We start from the raw sequence: 19,896 nt of genomic DNA, 5'->3' as shown, positions 1-19,896 counted from the left end.
AAGCTTAATGGGTATATTTAATGAAAAAAAATCAGATAGGATTTCGTAAAGAAAGAGGCAAAATGAATGTTAGACACATTAAAGACTATTCATAGTCCAGAAGATGTAAAAAAATTAAATACAGATGAATTAGGAGAATTAGCTCAAGATATACGAAGCTTTTTAATTCAATCACTTTCTCAAACAGGAGGACATTTAGCCTCTAATTTAGGAGTGGTAGAACTTACTATTGCACTTCACTATGTATTTGAATCTCCTAAAGATAAGTTGATTTGGGATGTAGGACATCAAGCTTATGTACATAAGCTTTTAACAGGAAGAAGAAAAGGTTTTAGGACTTTACGTCAATTAGATGGCATGAGTGGCTTTCCAAAACGTGTTGAAAGTCCACATGACGTATTTGAAACAGGACATAGTTCAACTTCTATTTCAGCAGCGTTAGGTATGGCCAAAGCCAGAGATTTAAAAGGTGAGGATTATAAAGTTGTTGCTGTTATTGGAGATGGTGCTTTAACAGGGGGGATGGCTTTTGAAGCACTTAATAATGCAGGTAGAGGAAATACAAATTTAATTGTCATTTTAAATGATAATGAAATGTCCATTTCTAAAAATGTGGGAGGAATTGGCAAGTATCTTAATAAATTACGTTCAAGTCAAGACTATTTAAAGGCAAAAGAAGATGTAGAAGATGTTCTTCATAAGGTACCTTTAGTAGGTGAGCATATGGTAAGTACTATTAAGCGTACTAAAGAAAGTGTGAAAAGCTTTGTCATGCAAAATACACTATTTGAGCAATTAGGTTTTACTTATATTGGTCCAGTTGATGGGCAAAAGTTACCTGAACTTATAGATTTATTTGAAAATGCAAAAGCAATGAAAGGGCCATTACTGATTCATGTGAAAACAAAAAAAGGAAAAGGTTATTTGGCTGCTGAACGTAAACCTAGCCACTATCATGGGGTAGGTCCGTTTTGTATTGCTACCGGTGAAGGTGCTAGCAAAACAGGAGACTATACATTTTCAGAAGCTTTTGGTGAGGCTATGGTGGATTTAGCACATCAAGAAGAAAAGCTAGTGGGTATCACAGCGGCTATGCCAGAGGGAACAGGCTTATTACCTTTTGCAAAGGTTTACCCAAAGCGTTTCTTTGACGTGGGTATTGCGGAGCAACATGCTGTCACCTTTGCGGCAGGGTTAGCAACAGAAGGTTACAAGCCAGTAGTAGCTGTGTACTCCTCATTTTTACAGCGCGCTTATGACCAAATTCTTCATGATGTTTGTCTTCAAAATTTACCGGTTATTTTTGCTGTAGATAGAGCTGGATTAGTAGGTGAAGATGGACCTACGCATCATGGTCTTTATGATATGGCATTTTTAAGCAGTATGCCCAATATGACTATTTTGGCGCCTAAGGCACCAGGAGAAATGGCAGCAGCTATGAAATACGCTTTAAATGTTAAAGGGCCAGTTGCTATTCGTTATCCAAGAGGTGGCAATTGCATAGAACAAGTGTATTTTAATGATTATACGTCAACTGGTTTTAAAACTTTAAAAGCAGGCAATAATATGGCTATCTTAGCTGTAGGGCGTATGGTAGAAGTCGCTTTACAAGTAAAAGAGCTACTAAGTATGCAAGGAGTAGAGCTGGCAGTTATAGAAGCACCTTGCATTCAGCCACTTCCAAAAGAAGAAATAGTTGCTTTAGCTGAAGACTATGACTATCTCTTTACACTTGAAGATGGTATAATACAAGGTGGTTTTGGTGAAAAAGTATTTGCAACACTTGCTTTATCAAGTAAAGCTATGAAGGGACACTGCTTTGCACATGAAAGTGGTTTAGTACCTCATGGTAAGGTTAGTGCTTTGTTTGAAAGAGAAAAGTTAGATGCCAAAGGAATTAGTGAGCGTATTTTAAATGATTTAAAATGATGACAAGGGAAAGAGAGCAGATAGATGGAAGGAAAAGAAAGAGAACAAAAAGCACTAGAAGAAGCATTAAGTGCTGAGACTGTAGAGGTAGTCATTGACCAAAAGCTTTTAGACAGTAAGGAAAGATTAGATGTACTTATTGCAGAAAGACAACTAGCTGAGTCAAGAGAACGTGCTAAAGCTTATATCATGGCAGGTGTCGTTTTTGTTAATGGTCAAAGAGAAGATAAACCTGGTCTTAAAGTTAAACGTAGCAGTACTATAGAAGTGAGAGAAAAGATGAAATACGTGAGCCGAGGTGGATTTAAGTTAGAAAAGGCCATGACAAGCTTTAATCTTCTTCTAGAAGGCAAAGTATGTATGGATGTAGGTGCTTCTACAGGAGGCTTTACAGATTGTATGTTACAAAATGGTGCTGTAAAGGTGTATTCTGTAGATGTGGGTTATGGTCAGTTTGCATGGAAGCTTAGACAAGACCCTAGAGTCATTTGCATGGAGAAAACGAATATTCGTTATCTCACTAGAGAGCGCTTAGAGGAAAAAGTGGATTTTTGTTCAATTGATGTTTCCTTTATTTCATTAACGAAAGTTTTGGAACCTATTACAGCTTTATTGCAAGATGAAGCAGAAATTGTGGCACTCATAAAACCTCAGTTTGAAGCAGGCAGAGAACAGGTAGAAAAGCATGGTGTTGTTCGAAAAGCTAAAGTACATGAAGAAGTCATTCATCATGTATGGAACTATAGTAAAAGTCTTGGGTTTGGTATAAGAGGTCTTGATTTTTCACCTATTAAGGGACCGGAAGGTAATATCGAATATCTCATTCACCTAAAAAAGCAAGGTGAAGATTTATTAATAGATCAGGAAGGGATTATTAAGAAGACAGTACAAGCATCGCATGAATGCTTATAAATGGGGGGATAGGATGAAGCATATAGGCATTATTCCTAATAGGTTAAAGGATACTGATTTAAAAGTAACGGAGCGTATTGCAACATGGTTTAATAAAAATAATTTATCAGCATATACAACACCGGATATAGCAGAGCATATACAAGCACATACAATTGCTGTAAGTGAAAAGGAGCTTTATGAAATTTGTGATAGCTTAATTGTTATTGGTGGAGATGGTACTATTTTAAGCGTAGCAGAAGCTGCCAGTATAAAAGACATACCTATTGTAGGGGTAAACCTAGGACGTCTTGGATTTTTAGCAGACATAGAACCGCAAGAAATAGAAGTGTCATTGCAAAAGCTCTTAGAAGGGGTTTACGAAATAGAAGAGCGTATGATGCTTAAAGCAACTATTATAAGCCCAGAGGATGAAAAATATGTTTTTCATGCTTTAAACGATATTAATGTAACAAGAGGAAGTTTTGCGCGTTTAGTGGAGTTTGAAATTCGTATTAATAACGAATTGTGTGATATTTATCCTGCTGACGGTATGATTGTATCATCACCTACAGGCTCTACTGCTTATAATCTTTCTGCTGGGGGACCAATTCTAGTACCTCATGCTAATACTTATGTGGTAACCCCTATCTGTCCACATACCCTATATGCTAAATCTATTATTCTTTCGGATCATGATACAATTCAGATTGCAACATTAGAGGAAGCGAAGGATATGGCACTTAGCATCGATGGTAGGCTGAAAATGTACTTAACACCGCAACATGTGGTGCACATTGAAAGAGCAACACAAGTCACTAAGCTCATCAAATTGTCTGAACGTAAATTTTTTGATATATTACGAGAGAAAATCGTAGAGAGGAGAAGATAGGTATGGGAATGAAAGAACAAAGACAGTCAAAAATTTTAAGCTTAATTCAGAAGTCGGAAATTGAGACACAAGAGGATTTAGCAGAAGCTTTGAAAAATGAAGGTTTTAATATTACACAAGCTACTGTTTCAAGAGATATTAGAGAACTAAAATTAACAAAAGTGGCGACAAAAGCAGGTGGACAAAAATATGTAGCGCTTTCTAATGTAGAGCAACAAGTATCAGAAAAAGTGATTCGTGTTTTTAAAGATGCTTTTGTGAGTATTGACTATGCAGGTAATACCATTGTTATTCGTACCTTGGTAGGTATGGGCAATGCTGTTGCAGCAGCTGTAGATGCCTTTAATATGGAAGAAATTATAGGAACATTAGCAGGAGATGATACGATTTTTTGTGTAGTAAAACATGAAGATCATATCAAAGCTGTTATTGATCAATTTAAAGAGATTCTGAATTCTTAAGTCAAGGAGGAATCGAATATGTTAACTTATATAAAAGCCACTAACATAGCGCTTATAGAAGAAGTAGAGCTTAATCTTGATCCTAAACTAAATATCTTTACAGGAGAAACAGGCGCTGGAAAGTCTATGCTTATCGATTCAATTCAATTTGCAATTGGCAATCGTAGCTCAAAGCAGATCATCAGAAAAGGGGAAGACATGGCAAGTGTTACTCTTTGTTTTGAAGACCAAATAGGCATGGGTATAGAATACTTAAAACAACATGAAATTTCTGTTGAAGCGAATGAAATTATATTAGAACGTGTGATTTATCAGTCTGGACGTACGATTTATAAAGTGAATGGTAGTGTAGCAACAAGACAAATGGTTAAGGAACTTTCTAGTTTACTTATAGATGTCCATGGTCAGCATGAACCCCAATCTCTTTTAGATATTGCTAGTCATATTCGTCTTTTAGACAGCTTTGGTGAGAAAGATTTTTCACAAAAAAAGGAAGCTTATAGAAGATGTTACGAACGTTGGCAAAGTGTAAAAGCAGATATTCAAAAAATAGGAGATAATGATCGTAAAAAACTACAATTAAAAGATATGCTGTCTTTTCAAATTAATGAAATAGGAAGTGCTAAGCTAAAAAAAGATGAAGAGGAAAATCTAAAAGAGCAATATGACATTTTATCTCATGCCGAAAAAATTATGATGCAATGTCAAAAATCTTATGATTTTTTAGATGGAGAGACTGAAACGAGTGCTACTTTACTGTTAGGACAAGCTATTCACGCACTTCAAGATATTAGTGATATTACAACAGAAATTAAAACCCTATATGATCAATTTCTATCTATTCAGGCAGAACTTCAAGATGCGACTTATCAGATGAGACGCTTTGCAGATCAAGTAGAGTATTCTCCAGAGCTTTTATTAGAAACTCAAAATAGATTAGATTTAATTTATCGTTTAAAACAAAAATATGGTAGTTCTGTTGAAGAGATTTTAGCTTACAAAGCAGAATGTGAAAAGGAATTAGCTGAATTAGAAGCTGGTGAACATAATAAAGAGAACCTAGAAAAAGAATTAGCTTCTTTAGAAAAAGAATTAAAGCGTCTAGGAGCAGAGCTTTCTAAGGAAAGGCGTACTATAGCAAGTAAGATAGAAGTCGCCATAGATAATCATCTTCATGATCTTCAAATGCCGTATGCTAAATTTGAAGTCGCTATTAATGATCTTGATACCTTTAATAGTTATGGTCAAAATGATGTTGAATTTTTAATCCGAACGAACCTAGGTGAGGATTTACATCCTTTATCTAAGATTGCATCAGGAGGAGAGATTTCTAGGGTAATGTTGGCGATTAAAACAGTACTTGTATTAGGAGATACAATTAATACCGTTATTTTTGATGAAATTGATACAGGTATTAGTGGAGTTGCAGCTCAGAAAGTAGCAGAAAAGTTAGCTGTTATTGCTAAAGCAAGACAGGTGCTTTGTATTACGCATTTACCACAGATTGCAGCTATGGGAGATATTCATTTTCTTATTGAAAAACAGGTATCAGAAGCTAGTACAACTACTCATTTAGAAGAACTTAAGGAAACTGCTATACATGAGGAATTATGTAGATTAATGGGTGGCATTGTAACAGAAAGTACACTTAAGAGTGCAGTAGAGATTAAAACACGTGCCACGCTTTATAAAGAGCATTTGGCTTAAAATGCTTAACTTTCAAAATAGATAGTATTAAATGAATAGATAGATTAGATGGAGCTAATAAGTAGGATGTATAAAAATCTTTTAGGATTTTTGTACATCCTACTTTTGCTTTACATTTTCAAAACAAATTTCTATGAAAAATAGTTTAACTGTATAAATGACCTGAAAAAAGGATATTTTATGAGTAAGAGCGAAAAAACATAGGAAGTGGAAAAATGAAACATAAAAAGAGAAAAACGATATTATGGATAGGTGTCTTAGCTGGGATAATCCTTTTGTTAAGCACACCTTTAATTGTCTCCTATTTTTATTTACCCTCTGAAATTCGAATGATAGCAGGAGAAGAACATCTTTTCAATTTCGATGTTCCTTTAAAAGCCAATATTATGCAAGGTGGCAGTTTAATCATAAAAGATACGAAAAATGGATTAGTTGAAAGAGGAGCAGTAGATTTAAATAAGCCGTTATATGTCACTATGATGAATGAGGGACGAGCAGATGTTACCCTCTCTTTTTTGGGAATCATTCCACTTAAGACTGTAGCTGTAGAAGCAATTCCCTATGAGGAGCTTATTCCTTGTGGTCAAGTGGTAGGCATTAAGGTCAATACAGCAGGTATTTTAGTATTAGGTGTAGGAGAATTTGAAGCTAAGGGTGAGCAAGTTTCACCTTGTAAAGGTGTTATTGAGACAGGAGATTTAATTGTAGCTTGTAATGGAAAGGCGTTAGAAACAAAGGAGGATTTAAGAAATTATATAGAAGAGAATAAAGAAGGACCAGTACAACTGAAATTAATGAGAAAAGGAGCGGAGAAAGAGGTTGAGATAGAGCCAATTTATTCAGAATCAGAAGAAACATATAAAATTGGACTTTGGATTAAAGATAGTACTCAAGGAATAGGAACCATTACGTATATCCATCCTAAAACTGGTGCTTTTGGCGCTTTAGGACATGGCATAACAGATGCAGATACGCACCGTTTAATTCCTGTTAAAAATGGAGAAGTGATGGAAGCATCGATTACTCATATTAAAAAAGGACAAAAGGGAACACCAGGAGAGATTAGTGGTGTAATTGACTATGAAAAAGAAAGTATCATTGGCCAGATTGATCAAAATAGTGCATTAGGGATTTATGGTAAGGTTAAACAAAATCTGCTTAATAAGCAAGTGTGTGAGGCTATACCTATTGCTTTTCAAGATGAAGTACATGAAGGAAGAGCAAGTATCTTAGTTGACTTAACTGGCACAGGTGTCAAAGAATATGAAGTAGAAGTTCAGAAGGTTTCTAAATACAGCAATGAGCCATCTAAAAGCATGGTTATTAAGATTGTAGATGAAGAGCTCTTAAAGCTAACAAGTGGTATTGTTCAAGGAATGAGTGGAAGTCCTATTTTACAAGATGGAAAGTTAATCGGTGCAGTGACTCATGTATTTATTCAAGACCCTACAAGAGGCTATGGAATTTTTATTGAGAATATGCTTAATAATGAAAAAAGATAGAAATATATGTAAAATAAAAATAAAAATTACAAAAAATGGTATTGCAATTTTTGGAAATATTTAATATAATACATTTAGTCGCAAGATTAAAAAAATAATTGTTTGGGGGGATTTCTTTTGTTCGATCAAAAAATGAAAATATTGATAGCAGATGACAACAAAGATTTTTCTGATATCTTAATGGAATTTATCAATAGACAAGAAGATATGGAAGTTGTAAATGTAGCAGGCAACGGAGAAGAAGCTTGTAAGTTGATTCAAGAGGTGGTACCAGATATTGTTATCTTAGATGTTATTATGCCATATTTGGATGGAATTGGTGTATTAGAACGTGTTGATTCTATGCAGCTTGAGAAAAGACCATTATTTGTCATGCTTTCAGCAGTAGGACAAGATAAAATTACAGAGAGGGCACTTGCTCTAGGTGCAGAGTATTATATTGTTAAACCTTTTGATATGGAGACTTTAGTTAATCGTATTCGTCAACTTAAGAATATGGCATTATCTAGTAGCAATGCTAGCAAAAACAGTACTTCAACATTAACATCTTCAAGACAGCTTCTTCCAAAATCAAAAGGCATGCCAACAGCACATAGTCTAGAAACAGAGGTAACCAGCGTTATTCATGAAATTGGTGTACCAGCACATATTAAAGGCTATCAATATTTAAGAGATGCTATCATTATGGTTATTAATGATATGGAAATTCTTAATTCTATTACCAAGCAACTATATCCTAATATTGCAAAACAATACAATACGACACCAAGTCGTGTAGAACGTGCGATTCGTCATGCAATCGAAGTAGCATGGAGCCGTGGTAAAATGGATACCATTGATAAACTCTTTGGTTATACAGTAAACAACGGCAAAGGCAAACCCACTAATAGCGAATTTATTGCACTTATCGCTGATAGGCTAAGATTAGAGATGCAGGTGGGTTAAAACTTTGGGGAGCAAGGGTTTGCATTGATTCGCAAATAGTTACATTTTCATATGTTTATTGCACTATTTGCTGATTTTTGGGGTTTTACCCCTATAAATTTCTTAAGATAAAAGCTATAAATCCTTTTAATTTATTGGTTAGAACGATTGCCATAAATTAGGAGGATTTTTGCATGTTTAATGAGTTTTTCTTTCAGATTGAAGACTATTTAGTATATTGTAAAACAAAGGGGCTATCAGTAAAAACCATTAAGTCCTATGAGCAGAGCTTAAGGTTATTTGATTTATCCAAGTATGTAGAATATAGAGATTATGTAATAACTAATCTATTAATGGATACAGGAATGAGAATTTCAGAATGTCTTTTTATTAAAACGGAGGACATTGATTTAGTGAAAAGAGTTAGCTTCCTTCCAGCACAAAATACAAAAGGTAGAAAAGATAGAATGGTTTATTTTTCAAATGAAATGAATTTACAAGATATAGATGTAAGTCATTAACACTCCCAAGATGAGTCCTTAACAGAAATGTTGGGAGTAATTTTTATGGGTAAATATAAAAATATTGGAAATATTAAATATACTTGTTATAATATTTAGAATAAGGATACATATGAAAAAAATATACAGTAAATGTGGTAAGACAATTGAATATAACAAAACGCGTACTTGTAGAAATGGCATTAAATTTAACACAAATATTTCACCTGAGAAACGTAAATTTTACTCATCATACGTTTGGCAGAAATTAAGAAATAGAATAGTAAAAGAACATCCTTATTGTGAGAGATGTTGGTGTAAGTGGAAGGGCATTACTAGTGAAAATTTGCTAGAATTTATAGGAGTGATTGAGAATGTTGTATTTGAAAGAGGCAAACTTTGAAGATATAGAAAATGAGTACTTGTTTGTTCGAGACATACCTGTAGATGAGAATGGATTTACCAATGAATGGAGTGGCATTTTGCAGGAAGAATTTAAAGAAAAGGCATTGAAAACAATGATTGCTTACTCAAGAGGAGACAATCTACCAATAGGATACGTTCCAGAGACTTATCTATTCCTTTGGAATAAAGGTGAAATTATTGGTCAATTTCGCATACGCCATTATTTATGTGAGACATTGAGAAGAGGAGCTGGTCATATAGGATATTATATTAGCGATAAGTATAGGGGAAAGGGATACTGCACAGAGGGGCTTCGTTTGGCCTTACAGGTAGCGAAAAAAATTATTCCGGAAGATGAAATTTATTTAAGAGTAAATAAAGATAATCCAGCATCATTACATGTAATGTTAAATAATGGTGGCTATATTCATCACGAAGATGAAAACAAATATTATGTAAGAATTAAAAAGAGTAATTTAAATTGATAATATTAATGTATTTTGTAGGGTGTGTAACTGCAGATTGGTGATAGTAGTGTGGTGGATTGATAAATCAGAAATTGGAGGGTTTTGAATGAAGAGGAAAGTTACTATATCTCTTACAGTGATTACTGCATTGGTGGTAATTTATTTGGTCATTAGTAGTTTTATCCAAAGGACAGATGTATTTTTGGGAGAGTATACAGTGGCAGATGATGGAACCCAAATAGACATGGAAGTCGGAGTTGCTAGTTCAATGGGATACATTGGAAGATATTCGACAAAGCAAGATAGAAGCTGTTTGTATTTGACTTTCTATTCATCAAATAGAGGGAGAAACACTCCTTCTGGTGGAAATAGGATTACAATGAATCTTTTTCCGGAATGTGATGCAATTTACTTTAATCGATCTGGAGGAAAATTTCAAATGATGCTACAGAAAAATAGTGAAACAAATGAGTGGGAACGAGTTTTACATTAGTAAATTTCAATTTATTTATTAATTTTGAAGTTAATAGGATGAATTGATAATTTAACTGTGCTTTGTAGAGTGTGTAACTTGCAGATTGGTAATATAGGATTAAAGCATGATTTGTTCAGTTAAATGTTAAGGAGATTTTTAAGAGAAAATTAGATATTTATAGACTTATAAATTTGAATTTGATTAAATGGAGTTTATTATGGAAAAGATGAATATTAAACCTGATTGGGTATTTAGCCCACAACCAATGTACATAATAGGATCAAAAAACGAGAATGGTACACCTAATTTTTGCATTATTACTTGGTTAGGATTTTCTTTTGATAAAACACCACACTTAATGATGACCATAGGTGGAAGTAAACTAACTAAGACAAATATACTTCGTGAGAAGAAATTTTCAGCCAATATGATTACTGAGGATAATCTTTGGATTGCTGATTATTTTGGTACTACAACCGGCGAAGAAAAAGAAAAAAATGATTTGTCTTATGGCTATAAATGGGGAGAATACGTAGAGGTTCCTGTGATTAACGAATGCCATTGGACATATGAATGTAAAGTAAACAAAGTAATTGAACTTGACGGTGCTCATCTATTTTTGGCTGAAATAGAAAATATTCAGATTGATAAAGAATATGAAAATATGGATATGAAAAAAATCGATTTAACGAAATTAAAACCTGCTATTTATGCACCTTACAATTATTTTTCAATAGGAGAAAAATTAGGAGAGATGGGTGAGTGGCAACAACATTTAAAATAGGAATTTAACAAAAGATGTTATGTAGTAATATAGGGATGTATGAAATAATAAAGTTAGCTTATGATGGAGCTGGAAAACAGAATAAAAAGAAATACCATATTACCATGAAGCAAGGTAGCTTTGCGTAGAAGAAGTAGGAAAAGAGGTACTAGACTATACCCTAAAAGCAGACTCCAATATTTTAGAGAGTACCTATTCAGAGAATGCTGAGGGTATGGTTAATAAGGTTAAGATTTATGATGAAGAATATCATTATTTAGGAGCGGTACAGAATGATGGGTTAATAGGTTTAGTTGGTGTTTTTCAAGAGATTTATGCCAAGGAAGAAGAGAAGCAGGCAAATACTGTGGCAAGTAGTATGCTTCAAGGTATTACTAAAGAGGCTACGGAAATAGTAAAAGGAAATACAAGTTGTCTTAGTAGTAAGGTAATTAAAGTTGAGGACTCACTTATAAAAATAGTGTTTTTTTATATTGAATGGATGAACATGAGTGGAGTAATGGACAATATAGAACGATGTTAAATTAAGTCACCTCATATATCGATGTATTAGCTCTTCTGATTTATTGAATGGGATAAAATCCAAAATCAGAGGAGATTTTTTATGTTCAAGGAGTTTCGAGTAAAAATGATATGGTTTGTTCTTGATTTAGAATTAAGATTTAAGTTATATTTTCAAATAAAGCTATAAAAAGCAGGATATGTCATAAAAACCCTCAATAAAATCATCTGTTATTGAATACTAGGGGCTATGAATTTACAATAGTATTCAAAATAGATAGGAGGAATTTTATGAAAAAGCACAAGAAAAGTTTATACACTAAATTGACAGCTATGTTGACTTCTTTAGTAATGATGTGCAGTATAGTGTCAGGTAATGCAATGACTCTCAATGCGCTTAACCTAGGAGAAAGGAGCTCTGTATTTTTCCAGTTTTATGCTCAAAATCAAGAGGGTAGTTGGGAATGGATGTCTACTGCTAGTGAAAATCTTGTACTAGGAGAAGCAATCACTTTGGATTTAAGTACAATTGATGAACAAGGTGAAAGTATTTTTTCTTCAGCAACAGATACTGCAGCTTTTGGAGTACAATTTGGAGATGGTGCTTTAAAGGTAGGAGATAGTAGTAAGGTAGATATTTCAATTGATACAATTACAATCAAAGCAACAGGATATGAGGATTTAGTGATCGATTTAGAACCAAAAACATTTAATGAAAGTTATTTAGCGAAAGAAGTAGAATGGGGTATTACAGATAATGCAACAACAATAGCTTTAAAAGACTATTTAGGAGAAGATTTTTTAGCACATCTTCAGGCTATTACCTCTATTCAAACAACAGTCACCTTAAATAGCTATAGTTATACAGCGAAACAAACAGAGGAGATAGAAGAACCAACTGATGAAGTCATATTTTTCGAAGGCGAAGCTAGTTCTGATGGTAGTTGGGGACAAGCTGTTTCTCTTAATGCAGGCACAGACTTTAAAGTAAGTCAGTTAGTACTAGGTACACAAATTGCTGTAACCTATGAAGGTGAAAGAGAACCAGAGCTTATACTTGCAAGTTGGTCTGGTGGAGCAAGTTGGGCAAAGGTAGCACCAACAAAAGTTTCAAATGGGGTGGCTTATTTTAGTTATAAAGATTATTTAGCTGCTTATGCTGCAGGAACAGAAGATTATGCACAGTATAATGAAGCTTTTCCCTATTTAAATGTTATACATATTGGGGACACAGGTTCACCACTTGTTGTAAAAAAAATTGTTCTTAAAAAAGAAGGAGAAGTAACAGTACCAAGTTATGAGCAAGGTGAAGAAACGACTGTGTTTTGTCAGTTTTATGCCCAGAATCAAGGTGGTAATTGGGAGTGGATGGCACCGGCTAGTACGAATTTGAAGTTTAATGAAGAACAAGAATTGCACTTTTCTCCAATAGCTGCAGATGGTTCAAGTATATTTACTTTGTCTAATGAAGGAGCTGTATTTGGTTTCCAATTTGGAGACGCAGGCATTAAAGGTGGAGAGAGCAGTATAGTTGGCGTAACGATTGATGAAATGATTATTAAAGCTGAGGGGTATAATGATGTCATTATTCATCCTGAACCAGCTAGCTACAGTGAGAAGTATTTAGCTGAAGAAGTAGCTTGGGGAATTCAGGGGAATGCTACTTTTATTGTGCTGAAAGAATATTTAGATACTGATTTTTTAAGTCATTTAAATGCTATTACAGATATGAGTGTAAAACTAACCTTAACGGATTATGCAAAGGTAGTTAAAGAAGATGATGGACCAGAATTTGATCCTGACTATACACATCCTACGGAAATGAGAAATTTAACAGCAACTGAGTTAGTAGAAGAAATGGGTATGGGATGGAATTTAGGAAATACATTAGAATCTCTAGGTGGAGAAACAGCTTGGGGAAATCCAAAAACTACTAAGAAAATGATTGATGCAGTAGCAAAAGCAGGCTTTAAAACCCTTAGAATTCCTATTAGTTGGGATGATAGTTTAGGGGAAAACTATACTATTGATCCTGAATTCATGGATCGTGTAGAAACTGTTGTTAATTATGCACTTGCAAATGATATGTATGCCATTATTAATATTCATCATAGTTATGGCTGGAATGTTGCTAATGTAGAAAATCAAGAAAAGGGCACTGAAGGATATAAGAGACTATGGGAGCAGATTGCAGAACGTTTCAAGGATTATGGAGATTATTTAATATTTGAGACCATGAACGAGCCACGGGATGGAGATAATTGGACAGGATATGAAGAAGCATATGAGGTCGTTAATGCTTATAATGCTGCTTGTATAGAAACAATTAGAAAAAGTGGTGGTAACAATAAAGAAAGATTAGTGATGCTTCCAGGATATGCAGCTTCCTCAGATTCTAAATGTATTGCAGCAATAAAAATACCAGAGGGAGATGATCATTTAGCAGTTTCAGTACATGCGTATTCACCTTATAGTTTTGCTATGGATACATCAGAAACAAGTCAAACGACATGGAGTACACAAGATAAACGTGCTCTTGAAAATATATTTAGCTTAGTGGATAAGACATTTATTCAAAAGGGGATACCTGTTGTAATGGGTGAATTTGCCTCAACTAATAAAGATAATCTAGAAGCTCGTGTGGCACATGCTAAAGACTATGTAAGTATCGCTGCTAAATATGGCGTGCCATGTATTTGGTGGGATAACGGTGCATGGAGAGCTTATAGTAATGATGCTATGGGAATTTTTAATAGAAGAACACTCGAATGGGTATTTCCAGAGATTGTAGATGCTATATTTGAAGGATATAATAACCCAGCAACTGATGAAGAATTTAATCCATTAGTGATTTTTAAAGGAAAGGCAACATCTAATGGGACGTGGGGACAAGCTTTGAATTTTAAACCTGATACAGATTTTATGTTGAGCGATTTAATAGATAATAGTCAAATCGCCGTGACTTATGAAAGCCAGAATGCTCCAGAATTAATATTACAAAGTTGGTCAGGTGGACCTAACTGGGTGAAGATTGCACCTAATGAAGTGAAAGATGGCGTTGCTTATTTTGACTATGAAGATATGATTGCAGCGTATAGTGCGCAGATGCCTAATTATAACGAATATAATGAGGATTTACCATGCCTTAATATGATGTATGTAGGTGATACAGGTGCTGCACTAAAGGTGACAAAAGTAATGATTATTCAAAGCCCTATTAAAGGAGAAATAACTTTTAATGGAAAATGGCAAGATGGATCAAATGGCGAATTGATTTTAACCAATATAAGCAGTGAAACCCTTCATAATTGGATTATAAGTTTTGAGTATCCTGGTGAAATAACGACTATATGGAATGCTACTATTGAAAGCCATGAAGGAAACCGTTATGTTATCAAAAACTCAGGATGGAATCAGGATTTAATAGCAGGAGAAAGTGTAAAAATAGGTTTTGTAGCAGAAGGAAAAGAAAGTGTAAGTGAGCCAAGTAAATACCATGTATTAAGTACACAAAAGATAAGTGAGATAGCTCATTATGAAATAGTATTTAATAAAACGAATAGTTGGGATAATCAAATGACAGGAGAAATTAAAATAACCAATCAATCAAGTACAAATATAGAAGATTGGCAAGTGGTATTTGAATTTGATGGAGAGATTACTCAGCTGTGGAATGGTGAAGTTAGTAAAGGTCAAGGAATAAGTTATTGCGTGAAAAATAAAGGATACAATGCAAGTATTGCACCAGGGGAAACGATTAGCCTTGGCTTTACTGCAACAGTAGCTGATATGTCAGCAGAACCTCATTCCTTTGAGATGATACAACTTAGTTATTAATCTAAGGTAGTATAAAAAGGTCATGTGCTTATTATCTAGGTGCATGACTTTTTTATACTTTTAGGGATAATAATGAGTAGGTCAATAGAAAGAAGGTATAAGCTGAGAAAGATTAGATTCAAAACATGAGCTATTAATGTTATAGCAGTAGAATATTTAGGTCATTGTATAACAAAAGGGAATACTGCCAACTAGTTAAATACGAGTTAGTAGTATTCCCTTTTAGATAGAGATGACTATTTAGCAGCTTCTTCTATATCGGAACGTTCATGGAGAGGAATATATTCCGTATGCTTTGCAACACTTTTATAAGCAGGACGGATAATTTTACCTCTATTAACAAGTTCTTCGATACGGTGAGCACTCCAGCCAGAAATACGTGCAATGGCAAAGATAGGAGTGTAAAGTTCAAGAGGCAAGCCTAACATATTATAAACGAATCCGGAGTAGAAATCTACGTTAGCGCTGACGCCCTTATACATTTTGCGTTCACGCGCAATGACTTGAGGGGCTAAGGCTTCAATTTTAGTATAGAAGTGGTATTCATCATCTAATCCTTTTTCATGTGCTAGTTTTTCTGCATATTCTTTTAGAATAATAGCACGTGGATCCGAAATAGAATACACAGCATGACCAATGCCGTAAATAAGACCTGCTTTATCAAAGGCCTGTTTATTAAGTAATTTACCAAGATAATCTTCAATAGCAGCGTCATCTGTCCAGTCTTTAATTTGCGTCTTCATGTCCTCGAACATATGTACAACCTTGATATTAGCGCCACCATGTTTTGGTCCTTTAAGAGAGCCAAGGGCAGCAGCCATAACAGAATAGGTGTCTGTTCCAGAAGAAGTTACTAAGTGAGTGGTAAAGGATGAGTTGTTACCACCACCATGTTCAGCATGTAAAATGAGGGCTAGGTCTAAAAGAGTAGCTTCAAGATGAGTGTATTTACAATCTGGTCTAAGCATATGAAGAATATTTTCTGCAGTGCTTAGTTCTGGTTTAGGTGAATGAACGTAAAGGCTTTGACCAAGATGAGAATGGGCATATGCTTGGTAGCCATAGACAGCGAGCGTTGGAAAACGTGAAATTAAAGACAAGCATTGTCTAAGAACATTATAAGTTGAGGTATTGTCAGCTTCATCATCGTAGCTATATAGAGCTAGAACACTACGTGCTAAAGAATTCATAATATCCTTAGTAGGGGCCTTTAGAATCATATCATTAAAGAAGTTATCAGGTAGATCACGATAACTACCTAAGAGACTTTCGAAACTTTTAAGTTCTTCTTCGTTAGGAAGATGACCAAAAAGTAAAAGATAGGTGGTTTCTTCAAAACCAAATCGTTTATCTTTTAGATATCCCTTAGTAATTTGTTCTACATTAATACCGCGATAGCGTAATTGACCTGGAACAGGAATCATCTCATTATCATCTACGATATAGGAATGTACTTCACCAATTTCAGTAAGTCCTACAAGTACACCACGTCCATCTAAATCGCGAAGACCTCTTTTGACGGAGTATTTACTAAATAATTCAGGATCAATTATACTACTCATTTCACACATTTCAGTTAAAGTTTTTAATTGCTCTCTAAGTTCTTTGTTTTCTTGCATTCGCATCACCTTTCCTTTATCTACATATTTCAATATATTAAACTAATATGATTAATTTACCATATAAACTGCAATTAATCAATAATTCAGCAAAATATACAAAATAATGGTTAATGATATAAAATTAGATAATTAATAAATCTTAAACCTTTGAAATGTCGATAAAATGAAGAAAAGGACTTTTTAACTCTAGATAGTGAGTCAAGAAGTCCTTTTATAAAGCTAACTATTTTAAGGTAAAAGTTTTTTGATAAAAGCCTCTGTAGGAGTAACGTATAGCGTTTTAAATTGTGTATAAATGACCATTCCAGGCTTTGCATTAGGTACCTTTTTTACATTTTTACGGAATGTATAGTCAATAGGGACATGACTAGACATTTTACCGCTGCTATAGTAAGCAGCTAAAGTAGCAGCTTCTAAGATGACTTCATCATCTATCGGGCTACTTTCTAAGTACTTCACGATAACATGGGAGCCTGGGCCATCCTTAATATGAAGCCATAGATCATTTGTTTTCGCAAATTTCATTGTGAGCTCATCATTTTGATAGTTGTTTTTTCCTACGTAAATATCATGACCTTTAGAAGATTTAAAATGTAGGTAAGGTAAGCTTTTCTTTGAACGATTTTCTTTCTTAGTATTTTTTTTCTTTTTTAAATAGCCCATCTGTACTAGCTCTGTTCTAAGTTCTGCAATATCTTCTTTGGTCTCTAGTAAATCTAGAGAAAGCAGAACAGAAGCTAAATACTGAAGATCCTCTTCGATACTAATAAGTTGCTCTGTAGCAGCTATTTCTGTACGTTTAGCTTTATTATAGAGTTTAAAATAAGCTTGAGCATTTTGAATAGCTGTTTTATTTATTTCAAGAGGAATAGTAATCTCTTCGTAAGGTTCAGTATAATAATTTAAAGTAGTAAAGCTATCGGCTTCTGCTGGAATTTGATGCGCATAAGCTGTTAGGAGTTCACCATAAATTTTATAAAGCTCTTTATGCGTACATTCTTCTAAAGCTTTTTCTTGAATAGCCTTTTTTCGAACGCTACGGTCTATAAAAGTATGAATAAGCTTTTTGATATCGGCTGTTTTTTGAGCTACATTAAATCGTGTACTTTTTTCAAAGAAGTAGTATTCTAATAGTTCACTCATGCTAGGATAAGCTTTAGCTTCTAGCTCCTTATAAAGGGACACCGGTAAACAATAGAAATCTTCAGGTATTTCTGAAGTGTTTTGATATAGGGTGGGTCTAAAATGCCCTGAGTCAATGGGTTCCAAAATATTGACGAAGCTTGTAAAAAGCTTTGTGTAATGCTCATGTGAAGTTGTATGTGTAGAAGCTTCATCATCTACGCCAGCTGTATGACAGATTTCATGGCAAATCATAGGACTAAGCCCATTAAAGTTCATATAAAGACTTTTAAATAAGGGCAAATCACTGGTTTTAAGTTTTTCTATAAAGTTTGCTTCTGAAATATGAAGTGGGTTAAGTTTATCTTGACTCGGAGGTCTTTGATAAACACGATTAGGAAGGATTTCTCTAACACTACTTTTGTCATTTGATATATGTTTAATACTATCCAAAATGAGATGATCTTCCTTAGTCAAGATGATATTACTGTGTCTCCCCATAATTTCAATAATAAGTTTTTTAGTTTCCTTATCTCCAAGCTCATTAGTAGCCTCAATATGAAATTCTACAATACGTTCTAAATCAGGTTGAACAATATCGAGTAATCTCCCACCACCTAGATGTTTACGTAGGAGCATACAAAACATAGGGGGATCTTGGGAAGGATTTTTTGCAAGGGTAGAAAGATGTACGCGAGGATAGTTGCTATTTGCTGTTAAAAGTAATTTATAAACATTTCCATTATTTCTAATAGTAAAAAGGATATCTTCTTTTTCAATTTGATATATTTTATCAATGCGTCCACCAATAAGTACATCTTTTAATTCATGTACAATATTAGCTAAAACGAGACCATCTAATGCCATATTTGTTGCCTCCTTTAATTATAGGAGAAAGTATATCATAATTTTTTTGAAAATAAAAGGAAGGTGTGTTATAATAAAAAGCAAATGTCTAAGAAACAATGCTGAAAAAGAAAGTGGGAAAATGCATGATTTATAGTATGACAGGCTATGGCAGATGTGAAGTAGAAGAAAACGCAAGAAAAGTAAGTGTTGAAATTTCCGCTGTTAACCATCGTTATTTAGACCTTAATATTCGTATGCCTCGTATGCTCATGCATCTAGAGGAAAATGTACGTAATGTCATTAAAAATGAAGTAGCTAGAGGTAAGATAGAAGTTAGTATTATGTGTCATTCTTCAGCTAAGGAGGATCTTGAAGTAACAGTAAATGAAGCTTTAGGGCAAGCTTACCTCGGGGGAATACGTCAGTTAGGTGCAACTTTTCATCTAGAAGATGACTTAAAACTTTCTGATTTACTGGGAGTAAATGATCTTATAACCATTCAAAAACAAGCAGGTAATTTAGAAGCAGTAAGTGAAACGATAGAGAAAGCACTTAAAGGCGCGCTTCAAACATTTCTTGAAATGAGAGGTAAGGAAGGGACTGTACTTCAGCAAGATATTTTATGTAAAAATGAAGGTTTAAAAGTACTTTTAGCTGAAATCAATCAGCGTAGCCCTTTGGTAGTTGAGTGTTATCGTCAACGTTTACAAAGCAGGTTAGAACAGCTTTTAGGTGATGGCATGAACATAGATGAAAGTCGTTTGGCAATGGAAGTAGCTGTTTTTGCGGATAAATGTGCTATTGACGAAGAAGTAACACGATTGGGTAGTCACTTCGGTCAATTAGAAAGTATTTTAAAAGAAGGCGGCATTGTAGGACGTAAGCTTGATTTCCTTATGCAGGAAATGAATAGGGAAGCTAATACTATTGGCTCAAAAGCTAATGATTATGAGATTACAAAGGTAGTAGTAGCGCTTAAAACTGAAATCGAGAAAATGAGAGAACAAGTTCAGAATTTAGAGTAGGTG

At 34.3% G+C, this 19,896-nt stretch carries 16 protein-coding genes; 14 read left to right on the top strand and 2 right to left on the bottom strand.

Features of this window, described 5'->3' with window-relative positions; genetic code table 11:
- Positions 1-66: 66 nt before the first annotated feature.
- The 13 genes from dxs (at position 67) to QTL86_RS08555 (ending at position 15,275) form a co-directional block, all read left to right on the top strand.
- Positions 67-1,929 carry a 1-deoxy-D-xylulose-5-phosphate synthase gene (gene dxs, locus QTL86_RS08615; protein WP_127066365.1) on the top strand — a complete coding sequence of 621 codons (1,863 nt, stop codon included), beginning with the start codon at positions 67-69 and terminating at the stop codon, positions 1,927-1,929.
- Positions 1,930-1,953: 24 nt separating this feature from the next.
- Positions 1,954-2,841: a TlyA family RNA methyltransferase gene (locus QTL86_RS08610; protein WP_243118586.1), complete on the top strand. Its 888-nt coding sequence runs from the start codon at positions 1,954-1,956 to the stop codon at positions 2,839-2,841.
- 13 nt (positions 2,842-2,854) lie between these two features.
- A complete protein-coding gene (locus QTL86_RS08605; protein ID WP_190283305.1) occupies positions 2,855-3,712 on the top strand; it encodes an NAD(+)/NADH kinase in 858 nt (285 codons plus the stop codon).
- An 8-nt stretch (positions 3,713-3,720) separates the two neighbouring features.
- On the top strand, positions 3,721-4,173 hold the full coding sequence (argR, locus tag QTL86_RS08600; protein ID WP_041713592.1) for an arginine repressor: 453 nt from the start codon (positions 3,721-3,723) through the stop codon (positions 4,171-4,173).
- 18 nt (positions 4,174-4,191) lie between these two features.
- Positions 4,192-5,880: a DNA repair protein RecN gene (gene recN / locus QTL86_RS08595; protein WP_013656775.1), complete on the top strand. Its 1,689-nt coding sequence runs from the start codon at positions 4,192-4,194 to the stop codon at positions 5,878-5,880.
- Positions 5,881-6,095: 215 nt separating this feature from the next.
- Positions 6,096-7,382 (top strand): SpoIVB peptidase, encoded by a 1,287-nt coding sequence (gene spoIVB, locus QTL86_RS08590; protein WP_127066367.1) that lies wholly within the window; start codon positions 6,096-6,098, stop codon positions 7,380-7,382.
- A gap of 117 nt (positions 7,383-7,499) precedes the next feature.
- Entirely contained in the window at positions 7,500-8,327 is an 828-nt protein-coding gene (spo0A, locus tag QTL86_RS08585) for a sporulation transcription factor Spo0A (RefSeq protein WP_013656777.1), read from the top strand.
- A gap of 173 nt (positions 8,328-8,500) precedes the next feature.
- Positions 8,501-8,827 (top strand): site-specific integrase, encoded by a 327-nt coding sequence (locus QTL86_RS08580; RefSeq protein WP_410496980.1) that lies wholly within the window; start codon positions 8,501-8,503, stop codon positions 8,825-8,827.
- Positions 8,828-9,180: 353 nt separating this feature from the next.
- Complete coding sequence (locus QTL86_RS08575) at positions 9,181-9,696, top strand: GNAT family N-acetyltransferase (RefSeq protein ID WP_013656780.1); 516 nt, start codon at positions 9,181-9,183, stop codon at positions 9,694-9,696.
- Positions 9,697-9,784: 88 nt separating this feature from the next.
- Complete coding sequence (locus QTL86_RS08570; protein ID WP_127066370.1) at positions 9,785-10,171, top strand: hypothetical protein; 387 nt, start codon at positions 9,785-9,787, stop codon at positions 10,169-10,171.
- Between the two features lie 199 nt (positions 10,172-10,370).
- The gene (locus QTL86_RS08565; RefSeq protein ID WP_410496979.1) at positions 10,371-10,937 is read left to right on the top strand and encodes a flavin reductase family protein; all 567 of its coding nucleotides are present in this window, start codon (positions 10,371-10,373) and stop codon (positions 10,935-10,937) included.
- Positions 10,938-11,151: 214 nt separating this feature from the next.
- Entirely contained in the window at positions 11,152-11,460 is a 309-nt protein-coding gene (locus tag QTL86_RS08560; RefSeq protein ID WP_410496978.1) for a hypothetical protein, read from the top strand.
- Between the two features lie 269 nt (positions 11,461-11,729).
- Positions 11,730-15,275, top strand: a complete 3,546-nt coding sequence (locus QTL86_RS08555) for a cellulase family glycosylhydrolase (protein WP_410496977.1) — start codon at positions 11,730-11,732, stop codon at positions 15,273-15,275.
- A gap of 236 nt (positions 15,276-15,511) precedes the next feature.
- On the opposite strand, the gene QTL86_RS08550 is transcribed toward QTL86_RS08555, so the two are convergent.
- Positions 15,512-16,900 carry a citrate/2-methylcitrate synthase gene (locus QTL86_RS08550; RefSeq protein WP_127066374.1) on the bottom strand — a complete coding sequence of 463 codons (1,389 nt, stop codon included), beginning with the start codon at positions 16,898-16,900 and terminating at the stop codon, positions 15,512-15,514.
- 225 nt (positions 16,901-17,125) lie between these two features.
- Positions 17,126-18,886 (bottom strand): NFACT family protein, encoded by a 1,761-nt coding sequence (locus QTL86_RS08545; protein WP_013656787.1) that lies wholly within the window; start codon positions 18,884-18,886, stop codon positions 17,126-17,128.
- 98 nt (positions 18,887-18,984) lie between these two features.
- Here QTL86_RS08545 and QTL86_RS08540 point away from each other — a divergent pair, with 98 nt between their 5' ends.
- Positions 18,985-19,893, top strand: coding sequence for a YicC/YloC family endoribonuclease (locus QTL86_RS08540; RefSeq protein WP_083801245.1), 909 nt, complete (start codon positions 18,985-18,987; stop codon positions 19,891-19,893).
- Positions 19,894-19,896: the final 3 nt, after the last annotated feature.

The sequence above is a fragment of the Cellulosilyticum sp. ST5 genome, from assembly GCF_046529625.1.
Classification (GTDB): Bacteria; Bacillota; Clostridia; order Lachnospirales; family Cellulosilyticaceae; genus Cellulosilyticum; species Cellulosilyticum lentocellum.
The sequence above is the reverse complement of the archived record's forward strand: the minus strand, read 5'-3'. Positions and strand labels throughout refer to the sequence as shown.

Bases quoted from the DNA above. Each gene is read 5' to 3' on its own strand.
- QTL86_RS08555 (WP_410496977.1), top strand. From the start codon at position 11,730: ATGAAAAAGCACAAGAAAAGTTTATACACTAAATTGACAGCTATGTTG.
- QTL86_RS08580 (WP_410496980.1), top strand. From the start codon at position 8,501: ATGTTTAATGAGTTTTTCTTTCAGATTGAAGACTATTTAGTATATTGT.
- QTL86_RS08575 (WP_013656780.1), top strand. From the start codon at position 9,181: ATGTTGTATTTGAAAGAGGCAAACTTTGAAGATATAGAAAATGAGTAC.
- QTL86_RS08565 (WP_410496979.1), top strand. From the start codon at position 10,371: ATGGAAAAGATGAATATTAAACCTGATTGGGTATTTAGCCCACAACCA.
- QTL86_RS08545 (WP_013656787.1), bottom strand. From the start codon at position 18,886: ATGGCATTAGATGGTCTCGTTTTAGCTAATATTGTACATGAATTAAAA.
- QTL86_RS08550 (WP_127066374.1), bottom strand. From the start codon at position 16,900: ATGCGAATGCAAGAAAACAAAGAACTTAGAGAGCAATTAAAAACTTTA.
- QTL86_RS08540 (WP_083801245.1), top strand. From the start codon at position 18,985: ATGCTGAAAAAGAAAGTGGGAAAATGCATGATTTATAGTATGACAGGC.
- dxs (WP_127066365.1), top strand. From the start codon at position 67: ATGTTAGACACATTAAAGACTATTCATAGTCCAGAAGATGTAAAAAAA.
- QTL86_RS08610 (WP_243118586.1), top strand. From the start codon at position 1,954: ATGGAAGGAAAAGAAAGAGAACAAAAAGCACTAGAAGAAGCATTAAGT.
- QTL86_RS08560 (WP_410496978.1), top strand. From the start codon at position 11,152: ATGGTTAATAAGGTTAAGATTTATGATGAAGAATATCATTATTTAGGA.
- QTL86_RS08570 (WP_127066370.1), top strand. From the start codon at position 9,785: ATGAAGAGGAAAGTTACTATATCTCTTACAGTGATTACTGCATTGGTG.
- spoIVB (WP_127066367.1), top strand. From the start codon at position 6,096: ATGAAACATAAAAAGAGAAAAACGATATTATGGATAGGTGTCTTAGCT.
- argR (WP_041713592.1), top strand. From the start codon at position 3,721: ATGAAAGAACAAAGACAGTCAAAAATTTTAAGCTTAATTCAGAAGTCG.
- recN (WP_013656775.1), top strand. From the start codon at position 4,192: ATGTTAACTTATATAAAAGCCACTAACATAGCGCTTATAGAAGAAGTA.
- QTL86_RS08605 (WP_190283305.1), top strand. From the start codon at position 2,855: ATGAAGCATATAGGCATTATTCCTAATAGGTTAAAGGATACTGATTTA.